Here is a 15,251-nt window from a genome sequence, read left to right on the forward strand (position 1 = left end):
TGACGCGTACGCATCAGGCTTTTAATTTCAGACATCAACAACAATCAATTCATTGTTTTCGAGGTCATTTTAAACTTACAGTTCGAAGTCCATGCTGTAGCCAACAGTAAACTTCACTGAATCATTATCGTAAGCGTCGGCACCGTCATCATCTAAGTCAGTACCCGTCACGGCGAAGCTAAATCCATCTTTCGCAATAGACACGCCCCAATCCGCGTAACCGCCAACTACACCGTTGAAGTCTTCAGCAAAATCACCTTGATGGTAACCAACATGGAAACCTAATTCCGAACCATTTAGTACTTCTAAACCGTAATCAAGCGAAACATAAGTCGCTTCACCAAAACCGTAATCACGGTTATCCGCTTCATCCGCTTCGGTATGAGCAAGAACAGAAAGGGTCAGGCTTAATCCACCCATACCGACAGAGCCATATACTTCTGCAAAATCGAAGTTTGCTTCATCGTCATAGTTGTAATAAAGGTAACCAAAGTCGTAGGAGATATCGTTAGATTCACCTGAGAACCCAAAATACATATCATGCTCATACGAATAAACATCGTCAGCACCGTAGTTTACGTTAGATGCCCAAGTACCTGCATAAAAGCCACTTTCATGTGCGTAATCAATTCCGCCCTGTACGGCTGCATCATTGGTTGTTTGCGTCAAACCACGCCAAATATAGTTGCTTGTTACACCCGCATTGGCTGTGACTTCAGCATAGGTAGGCAAGGCAGTAAACATGCATGCAGACGATACAGCAACGGCAAGCAGTGTGCTTTTAGTAGATAATTTCATGTGTGTGTTCTCCGTGAAGTTCCAAAACTTGTTGTAATTAATTTTTCTGTCTTGATTTTTCTTATATTTGGGTTGGTTTACGCAAGAGTGATGCCCACTTAATGCACAAATACCACAATGGCCAAAATACACATAACAATTTGATTTTAGTAACAAAACCAAAAATAAAAAAATTAGATATAATTTTACCGCAAAGTTTAAGGGCGCTAAATTGCACCAATAATAGGCATAACACCCAACATGGTGCAATTATTTTAATCTTTTTAACCCCTTATTTTTACTTACCTTTAACACTAGTGATAATGTAATCAGCGCTGTTTTCAACTGCTAACTTTCGGTAAACTTCCCCTTTAGAAGTACGCTCCTCACCATGAACAGGGAAAACTAATGAAACCATTTTTGATTGCCCCCTCTATTCTTTCAGCCGATTTCGCTCGACTAGGAGAAGAAGTAGAGAATGTACTCAACTCTGGTGCAGATGTAGTCCATTTTGATGTAATGGATAATCACTATGTGCCCAACCTCACATTTGGTCCTATGATATGCGAGGCTTTACGAAAGTATGGCATTACTGCACCTATTGATGTGCATTTGATGGTGAAGCCGGTTGATGACTTAATCGAAAAATTTGCCGATGCCGGTGCCAGTTATATTAGTTTTCACCCTGAAGCATCCGAGCATATCGATCGCTCATTACAGCTTATAATTGATGCTGGCTGTAAACCTGGGTTGGTGTTTAACCCTGCCACGCCTTTGCATTATCTGGATCATGTCATGGACAAGTTACACCATATCCTTATTATGTCGGTCAATCCGGGCTTTGGTGGACAAAAGTTTATCCCTAGCACATTAGATAAAGTGCGCGCCGTTAAGCAACGCGTGTTAGAAAGTGGTCACGATATAAGAATAGAAATTGACGGTGGCGTAAAAGTCGATAACATTCGCGACATTGCTGAAGCTGGCGCGGATATGTTCGTAGCCGGTTCTGCTATTTTTTCTGAACCCGATTATCGCGCAGTTATTGATAACATGCGCACTGAATTATCTCGTCTTTCTAAGGCGTAACTAAACAACGTTAACGTACAGGTACACATTATGAGTAACAAGCCTATTGTATTAAGTGGCTGTCAGCCTTCTGGACAACTTACCCTTGGTAATTACATGGGTGCGCTTAAGCAGTGGGTTTCCATGCAAGACGATCATGATTGCCTATACATGTTAGTGGATTTGCATGCCATAACGGTTAGGCAAGATCCTAAGCAATTGTTTGAGGCCTGCCTAGATGGACTGGCGTTATACCTAGCTTGCGGTATCGATCCAGAAAAAAGCACCTTATTCGTGCAATCGCATGTACCTCAACATGCTCAGCTTTCATGGGTACTTAATTGCTACACCCAAATGGGTGAGCTAAATCGCATGACGCAATTTAAAGATAAGTCAGCGAAAAACGAAAATAATATTAATGTTGGCCTTTATGGCTATCCGGTATTGATGGCAGCAGACATTCTAATGTACCAAGCTGATAAAGTGCCTGTAGGTGATGATCAAAAACAGCATCTAGAGCTTACCCGTGATATCGCTAACCGTATGAACAATTTATATGGTGACATTCTACGTGTACCAGAACCTCATATTCCTGAGTTTGGTGCTCGTATCATGAGCCTACAAGAGCCAGAAAAGAAAATGTCGAAGTCTGACGTTAATCCAAACAACTTCATTGGCTTGCTTGAAGATCCTAAAAAGATTACCAAGAAAATTAAACGTGCGGTAACCGATTCAGACGAACAAGCCAACATTTACTTCAACCCACAAGAAAAGCCTGGGGTATCAAACCTGCTTACCCTATTGTCATTATCGACAGGAAAGTCGATAGATGAATTAGTACCGGCATACGAAGATAAAATGTATGGTCACTTGAAGGGTGATGTAGCGGAAGCGGTAGTGGGCCTATTAGAGCCAATTCAGCAACGCTATGCCGACATTCGCACCAATCGTGACTACTTAAACGATGTGATGCGAAATGGCGCTGAAAAAGCATCGGCCCGCGCAGAAGAAACCCTTAAAAAGGTTTATGAAGCCGTTGGTTTTATTCCAAAGCCTTAATTAGCGTTGTATTGAACAGGTCAGGTTGTCGTGTTGCTGTTAATTGATAATTTCGATTCATTTACTCACAACCTTGCCCGTTATCTTACCGAATTAGGTGCATGCGTTAAGGTGATGAGAAACAATGCCCTTACTATTGCCGATATAGAAGCCTTATCACCAAGTCATTTAGTGATTTCACCAGGCCCCTGTACACCCAATGAGTCGGGAATTAGCGTAGAGGCTATTAAGCATTTTGCTGGGAAGATCCCCTTACTTGGCGTGTGCTTAGGCCATCAAGCCATAGGGCAGGTATTTGGCGCTTCAGTGATTGGAGCAAAAGAAATTAAGCACGGCAAAACTTCCGCGCTCTTTCATAAAAATCGAGGCTTATTTAACGGGTTTGAGCAAGGTTACGCGGTAACCCGCTATCACTCGTTAGTGCTTGATGAAAGCCAATTTCCTGAAACCTTAAATATCGATGCGTGGTGCGTAACTGATGACGGGGAAAAAGAGATTATGGGGATCTCTCATAACGCTCTCCCTATATGGGGTGTACAATTTCACCCTGAATCTCTGCTCACCGAATACGGCCATGACATTTTAAGTGCTTTTCTAAACGCCTAGGGTGTAACCCTTATTTATTCTGCCAACGCTTCAGAATAAACTTAAGCTATACGGCTTCCTGCCGATAAAAAGTTCTGTAATTATTCGCATTGGGCGTTGTTTTTGTTTACTTTTTATAGGTTAATCATCAAAGCGCCTTTGTAAGTATATATTTAGGAAGTAGGGCGACCCAATGCACGGCATCTATGAACAGACGCACGAACAGTTACTTAGCAGGAGCTACCTTAAGATGACGACCCAAGCATCGACCCCGCCGCCTATCGATGAGCGCTTTGAGAGCCTATTAATCTCTCCAGAACTCGCGATGAAAATGCTGGGGAAACGTGGTCCTGGTGAAGTCAGCTTTGAGCAATCTGAACAAGGTGACGCCCGCAGACAATTACTTCACGTCGAAAAAGTCGCTATTGAGAATAAGCGCCTAAAAGCGCAGTCTGATGCTTCATATACCGAAACCGTTAATCATTACTTACATGAAGTTTTGTTAGGTGAGCTTACTGAGCAGTTATCGTTTACCTCAGACGTATTTAACAACATATTGAATTTAAGTGACGACACAGGTGCATTACTCGATGCGCTTTCGGTACGCGCGGCATCGGTATCTAAACTAGAACCTATTGCAGCTAATTTACCTTGGCTTTATGACGAGTTAATGCAAGTCGTGAATTCTCCCGCTTTTAGAAGACGGGATTCTAAAGGCCGAGTAATCGTGGTTGAAACCTTCAGGACGGCGCTTAGCTTTTTAGGCATTGAGAATTTACGCCTGCTTATTCCTTCTCTTGTAGTAAAACGCGCCATGCCTCAGGTAACCGACCCATACCCTTGCATCAAACTTAAACTCACTCAGTTTGCGCACGGCACGGCGGTTACGGCTAGGCATCTTGCACCACACTACAAGCTCAACCCCGTTCAGGCTTATAGTTTCGGTATGCTCAGTCAATTAGGTCGCTGTGCCATCATCCGATTGTACTTCAAGTTATTTGATAAGGTGCAGCTTCACCTTTTAACCGAATGCCAAAAAGACAAAGAGCGCATGCGCCATGAAGCCTTGTTAAAGCTGGCGCCGTCGGCAAATTACCTGATTGCATTACAAGATGAGTATGCCGATGCGGTATCCGCTGATCTCATTGAAAACATGATGTTGAAACGCTTATTTATTGGTGATGCGATGCGCCAATGTGCCACCAGAGAACCCTGTGAAGTAGGCTCCATACCCAAACTTCTACACCAAGCTCGCACTTATTCGAAAGTAAGAATGCTACACCAATCACGCATGGTTGAAGTAGCAGAGGTAAAACCAATGATTAAAGAGCAGGAATATCCATCAGGAGCATTGGAACAACTAAGATCTGTTGATATTTTCACCCTTCCCTTATCTCGGGAAGAAGAAAGCAGCTAATTTTTTGTGGATATTCATGCAAAGTCGCCAAATATCTTCTTTTACCCTTATTTGACCCACGCTAGATCAGCGCGCTCTGGCTGTGAGATTACACACCTAATTCACCTTTTAATTACACTATTCCTAAACAATATGGCTTAGTAGTAAATAGTTATTCACTTTTCCTGCAAATTAAGCCAGAGTCCTTGTATATAAAGGGCTGCAGCCATTCACAAACAAGACAAACCCTTAAAAAAATGGCATACTCATCGGTAATTTCGTTTATTTTTCCGCCTGTTCGAGGTCTATTGTACCGACACAGGCGCTTAAAACAGAGGTAACAAAAATGACAGTAACTCGCGCAACGTTTGATGAAGTGATGGTGCCTAACTACAATCCTGCGGGCATGGTACCCGTACGCGGTGAAGGTTCACGTGTATGGGATCAAGATGGTGCTGAGTATATCGACTTCGCTGGCGGTATTGCCGTGAACGTACTAGGTCATTGTCACCCTGAGCTCGTTAAGGCGCTTAACGAACAAGGCAACAAGTTGTGGCACTTGAGCAACGTATTCACCAATGAACCAGCACTTCGCTTAGCGTCTAAACTGGTAAATGCTACGTTTGCAGAGAAAGTATACTTTGCTAACTCAGGCGCAGAAGCCAATGAAGCCGCATTAAAATTGGCCCGTCGTTTCGCATTAGATAACTACGGTGAAGACAAAAACCAAATCATCGCTTTCAACAAAGGTTTTCACGGTCGTACTTTCTTTACCGTAACCGTTGGTGGACAAGCTGCATATTCTGATGGTTTTGGCCCTAAGCCTGGCGCTGTTGAGCATTGCGATTATAACGATTTAGCTGCATTTGAAGCACTAATCTCTGACAAGACATGTGCCGTTATGATGGAGCCGCTTCAAGGTGAAGGCGGAATTATCTCTCCTGACGTTGAATTTATCAAAGGTGTACGTGAGTTGTGTGATAAGCACAATGCCTTGCTCATTTTTGATGAAGTGCAATCGGGTGTTGGTCGTACTGGTCACCTATATGCTTACATGGGCTTAGGTGTAACACCTGACATTTTAACTACCGCAAAATCGTTAGGCGGTGGCTTCCCTATTGGTGCCATGTTAACGACGACTGCGATTGCCGCGCATTTAAAAGCGGGGACTCACGGCAGTACTTACGGTGGTAATCCGCTAGCTTGCGCCGTGGCTGAAAAAGCCTTTGATATTGTTAACCAGCCTGAAGTACTTGAAGGCGTGTTACACAAAGAAGCCTTGTACCGTGAGCTACTTACAGCCATTAACGACAAGTATGATGTATTTTCTGAAGTACGTGGACAAGGCATGTTGCTTGGTTGCGCGTTAAACGAAAAATACCAAGGCCGCGCTCGCGACTTTATGATGGCGGCAACGAAAGAGCATCTTATGTGCTTAATTGCCGGTGCTAATGTTATTCGTTTCGCCCCTTCACTGGTAATTCCTGATGAAGATATCAAAGAAGGCTTAGCCCGATTTGAACGTGCCGTTGCCGCTGTTGTGAACGCCGAATAAACGCCAAATTAGCGAGTAGCGAACATGAATATAATTCGCCCTATTACGCAAGCTGATTACAAGGCCTTGTACGACATTGCAGTGGAATCAGGTATCGGATTTACCTCGTTACCTGTTAACGATGATCTGCTGCATAGAAAAGTCGACCGTGCGCAAGACGCTTTCACTAAAGCTAACGTGACCCAACCGGGTGATGAGTCGTACCTTTTTGTTATGGAAGATACGACCACTGGTGAAGTAGTAGGTACGTCAGGTATTGAAGCCGCTGTTGGTATTGATGATGCGTTTTACCACTATCATTTGAGCAAAGTGGTGCACGCCTCTCGCGAGCTAAACATTCACAATACGGTTGAAATTCTCACCTTTTGTAATGACTACACGGGCGTAACTGAGATTTGTACGTTGTTTTTAAGAGAGCAGGCCCGTGGTGGCATTAACGGCCGTTTTCTATCGAAAGTACGCTTCTTATTTATGATGGAGCACCGTGAGCGCTTCTCTGAAACTATCATTGCCGAAATGCGTGGTGTAAGTGATGAAGAAGGTCGTTCGCCTTTCTGGGAATGGCTTGAAACCCACTTTTTCTCAATGGACTTCCCTACGGCTGATTACCTTACCGGTATTGGCAATAAGGTGTTTATTGCAGAACTGATGCCTAAATACCCTATATACGTCAATCTATTGAGCAAAGAAGCACAGGCGGTTATTGGACAGGTTCATGAAAAAACCCGCCCCGCCTTGCAATTGCTTGAAGGTGAAGGGTTTAGCTGTCGCGGTTACGTTGATATTTTTGATGCGGGCCCTACGGTAGAGGCCAACCTCAGTCATATCCGAACGGCGCAATCTAGCTTAAAAATGCCAATTGTTATTGATGATGCGGCGGCCGCACAAGGCCAAACCCATTACATCATAAACACCTCTGTTGCAGATTTTCGCGCGGTAGCCACCGAAATAGGTGTTAACGAAGAGCAAAATATTGCCGTGCTTTCGCGTCAGGCCGCTGCTGCTCTGAATGTGCAAGAGGGCGACCACGTTCGTCTTGCACCTGTAAAGTTCAGAGATTAATTGAAGGACACTTTTTATGTTACATACACATTTTGTCGACGGACAATGGGTTACCGGTGAAGGGCACGACTTAGCTTCAATCGACCCAGCTAAGAACCAAGTTATTTGGGAAGGTAAGTCAGCCTCCCCTAGCCAGATTGACTTAGCGGTAAAAGCCGCTCGCGCTGCGGCTCCTGCTTGGGGAATGATGACAGTTGAAGAACGTTTAAACATCATTAAAGTTTACGGCGAAAAGCTAGGCGAAGCGAAAGAGCACCTAGCTAAAGTGATGGCGAAAGAAACCGGTAAACCAGAGTGGGAAACTGCCACAGAAGTAGGTGCCATGATGGGTAAAATCGCTATTTCTGAAAAAGCTTATTTCGAGCGTACCGGCAACGTTGAAAATCCTATGCCTGTAGGTAAAGCTTTCATTCGCCATAAAGCCCATGGTGTTGTAGCAGTATTCGGCCCGTATAATTTCCCAGGCCACTTGCCTAATGGTCACATTGTACCTGCGCTTATTGCTGGTAATACTGTGGTATTTAAACCTAGCGATCTTACCCCTATGGTTGCCGAAGAAATGGTTAAGCTATGGGAACAAGCGGGCTTGCCTGCCGGCGTACTTAACCTGGTTCAAGGTGAAGTTGAAACCGGTAAAGCACTAGCGTCGCACAATGGTATTGATGGGTTATTCTTTACCGGAAGTTCACGCACTGGCAAAATTTTGCACGAACAGTTTGCAGGACACCCAGGTAAAATTTTGGCTCTTGAAATGGGCGGAAATAACCCGTTAATCGTGAAAGACGTTGCCGATATTGATGGTGCGGTTCACGATATCGTGCAGTCAGCCTTTATTACGTCGGGTCAACGCTGCACCTGTGCGCGCCGTTTGTTTTTACCTGCCAATGCTCAAGGTGATGCCACATTAGCTCGTCTGCTTGAAGTCACTAAAAATATCAAAATTGATGACTATGATGCCGATGCTCAGCCTTTCATGGGGGCAATGATTTCAGCAAACGCTGCAGCATCTATGGTTAAAGCGCAGCAAGAACTTGAAGCCCTAGGCGGCAAGGTTTTATTGCGATTAGAACAGCCTGATACCCAAAAGGGTTTCGCCACCCCAGGTATTATTGATGTGACTGACATGCTATCTGAATTGCCTGATGAAGAGCACTTCGGCCCATTGCTTAAGGTTATTCGCTACACCGACTTTGATAGCGCAATTGAAGAAGCGAACAACACGAGCTTTGGCTTATCGGCAGGATTGCTAGCGGATAACGAAGAAGACTACCGTTATTTCTTTGCACGTATTCGTGCAGGTATCGTTAACTGGAACCGCCCTATAACGGGTGCAAGCAGTGCAGCACCCTTTGGTGGCATTGGTGAAAGTGGAAATCATCGCGCCAGTGCATTTTATGCCGCCGACTATTGTGCGTTCCCAGTCGCCTCGGTAGAGCTTGAAAAAGTAACCTTGCCAGGTAAGTTAAGCCCAGGTCTAACACTTTAAATAAACCAATACAGACAAAGCCGCTATTAATAGCGGCTTTATTTATAGGACACACCCCATGCATAACAATATCGATACACTCTTTGCCAATATGTGGGACGATTATGTTGCAATTACCCCTTCAGCTCACAAAATCCATGCCCTTCTTGCCGATGAAGAAAGCACGAATAACATTGTGAACGACCATGTTGCTTTTAGAACCTTTGCATTAGATAAAACCGCGCTTGAAAAATTGGCTGATCACTTTCTTGCCCTTGGTTATAGCGAAATGGGTGATTATAATTTTGAAGCGAAGAAGCTAACCGCTAAGCACTTCGAACACCCTGATGATACAAAACCAAAAGTTTTCATCAGTGAGTTGAGAGTGAACGAACTGTCTGACAATGCACAAGCTATAATTCAAAAGCTCGTAACACAAATAGATGCCGATGTAGTGACTGCTGACAACTTCCTTTATTCGGGCCGTCACTGGGATATCAGTAAAGCCGATTATGATGCCCTGCTCAGCGAATCAGAATATGCAGCATGGTTGGCGGCATGGGGATTCCGCGCCAATCACTTCACCGTTAGCGTTAATCATTTGGGGCAAACTGATGAGCTTTCAGACGTCAATACGCGTCTTAAAGAAGCCGGTTTTCTGCTAAATACCTCTGGCGGCGAAATAAAAGGCGGACCTGAGGTCTTCCTCGCGCAGTCTTCTACTATGGCCGACCGCGCTCCGGTGGATTTTTCTGATGAGACCGCCGCTATTCCTAGCTGCTTTTACGAATTCGCTCAGCGTTATAACATGCCTAATGGCAAGCGTTACCAAGGCTTTGTGGCAGCGTCTGCAGATAAGATTTTTGAAAGCACTAACGTCAGTTAAGTTATTTACGCGTTAAATTAGCGCGCATTGAACGAAAAGTAAGAACGGATATGCGATAAATAAAAGGGCGAACGCCCTTTTATTTTCTGTCAGGAAAAGTATCTGACGGGTTCGTATGCCTTGCCAGGAACTGATCATAGGGCATGGGTTTATCGAAATAGAAACCCTGCATTAAATTCACGTCAGCATTTTCCATAAAGGGCAAGTAAGACTCCTGCTCTACCCCTTCCACCACAATTTCAATCTGCAATCTATTGAGCATGGCCACCAATCCGCAAAAAAGCGAATTCGCTTTACTGTTGTTATGAATATCCTTAACCAAGCTTCTATCCACTTTAACGACTTCAAAATGAAAGTTTCGAAGATAACTTAAGGAAGAAAACCCACTGCCAAAATCGTCTAGTGAAAGGCGAAAGCCGACTTCACGCAGACTATTTAGCGCAACAAGCGCAGCTTTCTCATCACGGATAAAAATAGACTCAGTAAGCTCAAGTTCAATCATGTCAGTGCGCACTGAACAGTCATCACAAATTTTGGAGGCTTGGGCGGGGAAATCGGTGTCGAGCATTTGGTTAACGCTGATATTAATTGAAAGCGGTATGCTCTCTCCTTGCTGCGCTTCCATCATGGCGATGTAGTCGCATGCAGCTTCCAGCGCTTGCAACCCAATCTGGCGGTCTAGGTCGTGCTCTTCCGCAATAGGAATGAATACCACAGGAGGTACAACACCGTGTAAACCAGATATCCACCTACAAAGTACTTCTCCGCCTTTCAAAGTACCCTGCAAGTCATACTTGCCTTGAATATAGTAATCGAGCAAATTGTTTTCAATAGCCTTACGCAAGTCATTCACCATACTGACCTGTTGCGACATTCTCTCGTGAAGCCCTTCTTCGTATACATTCACTTGGCCTTTGCCAAGCTTTTTGGCGTGATACATCGCTGCATCTGCACATTGGACAACGCCTTCAATACTGTCATTGTCTTCGGGAAATTTGGCAATACCAATACTTGCTGACAGTTTTAATTCGACCTTTTTGGTCACCACAAAATCTTCTTCTATGAGCCCAATAAGCGCTTCGGATTGCTCCACCGCCCAGTCAATATCTTGTCGTGGAAGTACAGCGATAAACTCATCGCCTCCCCACCGCGCCACATCGCCGTGCGGACCAAAAGAAGCAGTAAGCAGAGCAGCAACACGCTGAAGCTCGGTATCTCCTTTCTCGTGCCCAGCGGTATCATTAATAGCTTTGAACCCATCAAGGTCGATAAACACCACTAAAAAGTTGGTTTGGCTGTCGAAAAAGTGCCGGAAAATATCTCGCAGGGCGCTGCGATTATTGAGCCCGGTTAATTCATCGTACAGGGCAAGTTGCTGCAACCGCGCTTCGCTTCGTTTACGTTCACTGATATCCCGCATAGTAGCGATAAGCGACGACGAAGCTTGTAAGTAATTGTCAAAAACTGATACGGAAATATCTACCGGAGTGTTGTTACCGACTCTAGGCACAATAACAGATTCAAACCTAAGTTGTTTGTTGTGGTGCAGGCTGTTTGTATTAACTTTTTCCCCCATCAGCAAATCATTGAGATTAAGATTGATACAAGCCATCTTATCTGCCGCGCCCACTAACTTCACAAACGCCTCATTACACTCGTTTATGCTTAAGCTAGGTGATAATACCAACATGGGTTCGCGGGAATTCGCAAAGGCTGATGCCATTAGTTGGAAGGATTGTTCTGCTTGCCTTTGCTGCGTAATGTCTCTGGTGGTGCCCACTATTTGCAAGGCTTCACCGCTACTACCACGCTTAAGTACACGCCCTCTCAAACGAATCCATTGCAACTTACCTTGTATGCTCATACGGAAGGAAAGTTCTATGCGTTCGCGGCCACCATGAAGCGCCATCGACCATTGAAACTGTAAGTTTTCCAAGTCGTCTTCATGCACTAACGCCATTAAGTCGATTGGCGTTCCTGACCAGGTAGATTCACTTTCTGAATTGAGCGAAAACGCTCGAATATCAATGATGTCATGGCTTGCTTGCCAATCCCAAAATGACGCTTGCGATGCCCACAAAGCGAGCTCTAATTTTTTCTGTGATTGCTGACTGAAAAGTAGTGCGTTATATAGCTCGTCAGACTTTAGCAGCAGCAAGGATTCAGCGTTTTCTCTGGCCGCTTTTTCACGCTGAAGCCGCCTTTCTAAGCTCTGTAGTTTTTTCTCTAGAGGATCTAGATTGGCGCCCACCGGCTACACAACCTGAATACTAAATTCGTACGTATGAGGGAATGACATCTGATGAGTTTCACGTTCTAGGGTGCAACCGAAATGTACCGCTGCGGCATCCATTAGCCCTTCAGCAAGGGGATATAACTCTCGTTCAGAGAAGTAGCGCAAGCGCATACCGGTATCGGTTCTAGATATCACGGTAAAGCGCGGTAAATCAGCATCTGGATAGAGTTTTCGCACTTGTACATGAATGTCACCATCTAGGTGTTCTAGCAACTGCAAAATGTCTTTTGTGTCTGCAAGTACATTGCCGTGTACTGCTGCTAACTTACCAAAGAGGTAAACCCCAAAATCGTAAAGCAGTTCATTGACTGACTTACCGGTTTTCGCGGCAAGAATAGATAAAATTTTCTGCATTTCTTCAAAAGGGTAATAGCCGACCGCAGTATAGGCACCATCATTAGTTAACTCAGCTTCTACTATCACTTCGTCAGCAAATTCAGGCGATACCTTTTCTTCTAGCATGTCTATTAGCGAAGTAAATACAATCCCTAACATACGGTCTCCTTATACGATTAATAATAGTGTAGTTCAGTCCCACTCAACGACAACCATTGTTTAGGAAATATCGTTGTCCTGGCCCTCTGGACTATCATCACTTGGGGCACTTTGACTTTGTACCACTTCAACACCATCAACCCGCTGTAAACCTCGAGGTAATTTGTTTCCTCTGCGTCCTCGCTCTCCATAATAATGTTCCAAATCTGAAGCAGATAAGGTCATATTACGTTTACCCGCAGTCACTTTTAATGAAGCCCCATCAGGCACTACAGCTAATACGGTCACAAATTCTTCGCGGGATTGTGCTTTGGCACCAGGAATATTAATTAGTTTGTTCCCTTTTCCTTTACCTAAGCTAGGTAAGTCTTTAAGCGGGAACAACAACATACGCCCTTCGTTAGATATGGTTAAGCACCAATCTGATTCAGGGTTAGTAACAGGTTTAGGGATCATTACCTTGGCTGCGGTTGGCAAAGAAAGGTAGGCTTTCCCTGCTTTATTCTTGCTCACCATGTCTTTAAATGTGCCAAGGAAGCCGTAGCCTGCATCGGAGCCTACCAAAAACTTAGCTTCGTCGGATGCCATAATAACGTGCTCAAACGACTCACCACCTACCAAGGAAAAACGCCCGGTAAGCGGTTCTCCCTGACTTCGCGCCGATGGCAAACCATGGGCATCACATGAGAAAGTCCGTCCCGAGGTATCCATAAATACCGCAGGCTGATTACTTTTCCCTTCTGCGCTTGATAGATATCCATCACCCGCTTTATAGCTCAATCCTTCGGCATCAATGTCATGGCCTTTAGCACACCGTGCCCAACCCTTTTCCGATAACACCACGGTAACCGATTCGGCTGGCACAAGTTCTTTTTCAGATAATGCTTTCGCTTCACCGCGCTCAACAATAGGTGAACGTCTATCATCACCATACTTTTCAGCATCGGCTAAAATTTCTTTCTTGATAAGGGTTTTTAAGCGGCGATCTGAACCTAACAAGGTTTGCAATTTATCACGCTCTGCTGCCAGTTCGTCTTGCTCACCCTTAATTTTCATTTCTTCAAGCTTGGCTAAATGACGAAGCTTTAATTCTAGTATTGCTTCTGCTTGCTTATCGCTAAGCGAGAATCGTGAGATTAATTCTTGCTTGGGTTTTTCGTAAGTACGAATAATTTCGATAACTTCGTCGATATTCAAAAAGGCAATGAGCAAACCTTCAAGAATGTGTAAGCGAGCGAGTACTTTGTCTAAGCGGTACTGAAGACGGCGCGTCACCGTCTCTTTTCGGTAAATCAACCATTCAGATAATATAGTACGAAGATCTTTTACTTGAGGGCGCCCGTCCAAACCAATCATGTTTAGATTTACACGATAGTTTTTTTCTAAATCCGTAGTCGCAAATAAATGCTGCATCAACTGCGCGGTATCGATACGGTTTGAACGCGGCGTAATAATTAAACGGGTAGGGTTTTCGTGGTCTGACTCGTCGCGTAAATCACTGACCATTGGCAGCTTCTTAGCCTGCATTTGCCCTGCAATTTGCTCTAGGATTTTACCGCCTGAAGCTTGGTGAGGTAGCGCAGTGACAACAATATCGCCATTTTCTTCATGGAATACCGCACGCATTTTAATTGAGCCGCGACCGGTTTCATACAGTTTACGAATATCAGCTTTAGGCGTAATAACTTCAGCTTCGGTAGGGTAATCCGGTCCGTTAACGTGCTCTAACACATCGCTAAGCTCTGCTTTGCTGTTATCGAGCAACATGGCACAGGCATAGGCCAATTCACGCACATTATGTGGTGGAATATCTGTTGCCATACCAACAGCAATACCCGTTACGCCATTAAGCAAGATATGCGGCAAACGAGCGGGTAACACACAAGGCTCTTCTAATGTGCCATCGAAATTGGGGGTCCAATCAACGGTGCCTTGGCCTAGTTCATCCAGTAATACTTCTGAAAAACGAGAAAGTTTAGCCTCGGTGTATCGCATGGCAGCGAAAGATTTAGGATCGTCCGGTGCCCCCCAGTTTCCTTGCCCATCAACGAGTGGATAGCGGTAAGAAAAGGGCTGCGCCATCAAAACCATCGCTTCATAACACGCGGAATCGCCATGAGGATGAAACTTACCTAGTACATCACCTACCGTTCTGGCCGACTTTTTATACTTAGCATTGGCGCTCAGCCCTAAGTCAGACATAGCGTATATGATGCGTCTTTGTACGGGTTTTAGGCCATCGGCAATATGAGGTAGGGCACGGTCCATGATGACGTACATGGAATAATTTAAGTAAGCGTCTTCGGTAAAGCGCCTTAAAGGCAGTTGTTCTACACCGTCACGGTTAATAATAATGTCGTCGCTCATGATAATTTTTTCGTTTTGTTATTTTCACAATACAGCGTTAATGCAAAGCCTTTAGTTTTTTAGACAGGTGGCAGCGTTAACGAACGGCGTGTTTATGTGGAAGAGTTTAACCACAAAGGAGGACTTTTTATTAAGCCTTCAATGTTTCTATTGTGGGGGAAACTAGGGGCTAGTGCAATAATCACTATTAGGTTAACTCACTATGACGATAGACGTTAATGCTTCAATCTTTTGTACAATTGT

At 44.5% G+C, this 15,251-nt stretch carries 12 protein-coding genes; 8 read left to right on the forward strand and 4 right to left on the reverse strand.

The features are described from left to right. Positions 1-75: 75 nt before the first annotated feature. The gene (locus J8L84_RS00595; protein ID WP_211068994.1) at positions 76-798 is read right to left on the reverse strand and encodes a TorF family putative porin; all 723 of its coding nucleotides are present in this window, start codon (positions 796-798) and stop codon (positions 76-78) included. 387 nt (positions 799-1,185) lie between these two features. On the opposite strand from J8L84_RS00595, the gene rpe reads away from it, so the two are divergent. From rpe to J8L84_RS00635, 8 genes are all read left to right on the forward strand, one after another. Beyond that, the gene (rpe, locus tag J8L84_RS00600; protein WP_211068995.1) at positions 1,186-1,863 is read left to right on the forward strand and encodes a ribulose-phosphate 3-epimerase; all 678 of its coding nucleotides are present in this window, start codon (positions 1,186-1,188) and stop codon (positions 1,861-1,863) included. A 30-nt stretch (positions 1,864-1,893) separates the two neighbouring features. Continuing rightward, positions 1,894-2,901 carry a tryptophan--tRNA ligase gene (gene trpS / locus J8L84_RS00605; RefSeq protein ID WP_013785674.1) on the forward strand — a complete coding sequence of 336 codons (1,008 nt, stop codon included), beginning with the start codon at positions 1,894-1,896 and terminating at the stop codon, positions 2,899-2,901. A 30-nt stretch (positions 2,902-2,931) separates the two neighbouring features. Beyond that, positions 2,932-3,507: a gamma-glutamyl-gamma-aminobutyrate hydrolase family protein gene (locus J8L84_RS00610; protein WP_211068996.1), complete on the forward strand. Its 576-nt coding sequence runs from the start codon at positions 2,932-2,934 to the stop codon at positions 3,505-3,507. Between the two features lie 229 nt (positions 3,508-3,736). Then, positions 3,737-4,903 carry an HDOD domain-containing protein gene (locus J8L84_RS00615; protein ID WP_211068997.1) on the forward strand — a complete coding sequence of 389 codons (1,167 nt, stop codon included), beginning with the start codon at positions 3,737-3,739 and terminating at the stop codon, positions 4,901-4,903. Positions 4,904-5,228: 325 nt separating this feature from the next. After that, positions 5,229-6,437 (forward strand): aspartate aminotransferase family protein, encoded by a 1,209-nt coding sequence (locus tag J8L84_RS00620; protein WP_211068998.1) that lies wholly within the window; start codon positions 5,229-5,231, stop codon positions 6,435-6,437. A 24-nt stretch (positions 6,438-6,461) separates the two neighbouring features. Then, complete coding sequence (gene astA / locus J8L84_RS00625; protein ID WP_211068999.1) at positions 6,462-7,499, forward strand: arginine N-succinyltransferase; 1,038 nt, start codon at positions 6,462-6,464, stop codon at positions 7,497-7,499. A 16-nt stretch (positions 7,500-7,515) separates the two neighbouring features. Then, positions 7,516-8,985 (forward strand): succinylglutamate-semialdehyde dehydrogenase, encoded by a 1,470-nt coding sequence (gene astD / locus J8L84_RS00630; RefSeq protein ID WP_211069000.1) that lies wholly within the window; start codon positions 7,516-7,518, stop codon positions 8,983-8,985. Between the two features lie 58 nt (positions 8,986-9,043). Then, a complete protein-coding gene (locus tag J8L84_RS00635) occupies positions 9,044-9,850 on the forward strand; it encodes a DUF1338 domain-containing protein (protein WP_211069001.1) in 807 nt (268 codons plus the stop codon). A 79-nt stretch (positions 9,851-9,929) separates the two neighbouring features. Here J8L84_RS00635 and J8L84_RS20625 read toward each other — a convergent pair whose 3' ends face one another. From J8L84_RS20625 to parC, 3 genes are read right to left on the reverse strand one after another with little or no spacing between them, the layout of a single operon-like run. After that, entirely contained in the window at positions 9,930-12,101 is a 2,172-nt protein-coding gene (locus J8L84_RS20625) for a bifunctional diguanylate cyclase/phosphodiesterase (protein ID WP_211069002.1), read from the reverse strand. A gap of 3 nt (positions 12,102-12,104) precedes the next feature. Next, on the reverse strand, positions 12,105-12,641 hold the full coding sequence (locus J8L84_RS00645) for a heme NO-binding domain-containing protein (protein WP_211069003.1): 537 nt from the start codon (positions 12,639-12,641) through the stop codon (positions 12,105-12,107). Positions 12,642-12,701: 60 nt separating this feature from the next. Then, a complete protein-coding gene (parC, locus tag J8L84_RS00650; RefSeq protein WP_211069004.1) occupies positions 12,702-15,008 on the reverse strand; it encodes a DNA topoisomerase IV subunit A in 2,307 nt (768 codons plus the stop codon). Positions 15,009-15,251: the final 243 nt, after the last annotated feature.

Origin of the sequence: Alteromonas sp. MMG017 (assembly GCF_018100795.1) — a bacterium.
GTDB lineage: Bacteria > Pseudomonadota > Gammaproteobacteria > Enterobacterales > Alteromonadaceae > Alteromonas.

Excerpts from the sequence above, each read along its gene's own strand:
- J8L84_RS00595 (WP_211068994.1), bottom strand. The coding sequence starts at position 798 with ATGAAATTATCTACTAAAAGCACACTGCTTGCCGTTGCTGTATCGTCT.
- rpe (WP_211068995.1), top strand. The coding sequence starts at position 1,186 with ATGAAACCATTTTTGATTGCCCCCTCTATTCTTTCAGCCGATTTCGCT.
- trpS (WP_013785674.1), top strand. The coding sequence starts at position 1,894 with ATGAGTAACAAGCCTATTGTATTAAGTGGCTGTCAGCCTTCTGGACAA.
- J8L84_RS00615 (WP_211068997.1), top strand. The coding sequence starts at position 3,737 with ATGACGACCCAAGCATCGACCCCGCCGCCTATCGATGAGCGCTTTGAG.
- J8L84_RS00620 (WP_211068998.1), top strand. The coding sequence starts at position 5,229 with ATGACAGTAACTCGCGCAACGTTTGATGAAGTGATGGTGCCTAACTAC.
- astA (WP_211068999.1), top strand. The coding sequence starts at position 6,462 with ATGAATATAATTCGCCCTATTACGCAAGCTGATTACAAGGCCTTGTAC.
- astD (WP_211069000.1), top strand. The coding sequence starts at position 7,516 with ATGTTACATACACATTTTGTCGACGGACAATGGGTTACCGGTGAAGGG.
- J8L84_RS00635 (WP_211069001.1), top strand. The coding sequence starts at position 9,044 with ATGCATAACAATATCGATACACTCTTTGCCAATATGTGGGACGATTAT.
- J8L84_RS00645 (WP_211069003.1), bottom strand. The coding sequence starts at position 12,641 with ATGTTAGGGATTGTATTTACTTCGCTAATAGACATGCTAGAAGAAAAG.
- parC (WP_211069004.1), bottom strand. The coding sequence starts at position 15,008 with ATGAGCGACGACATTATTATTAACCGTGACGGTGTAGAACAACTGCCT.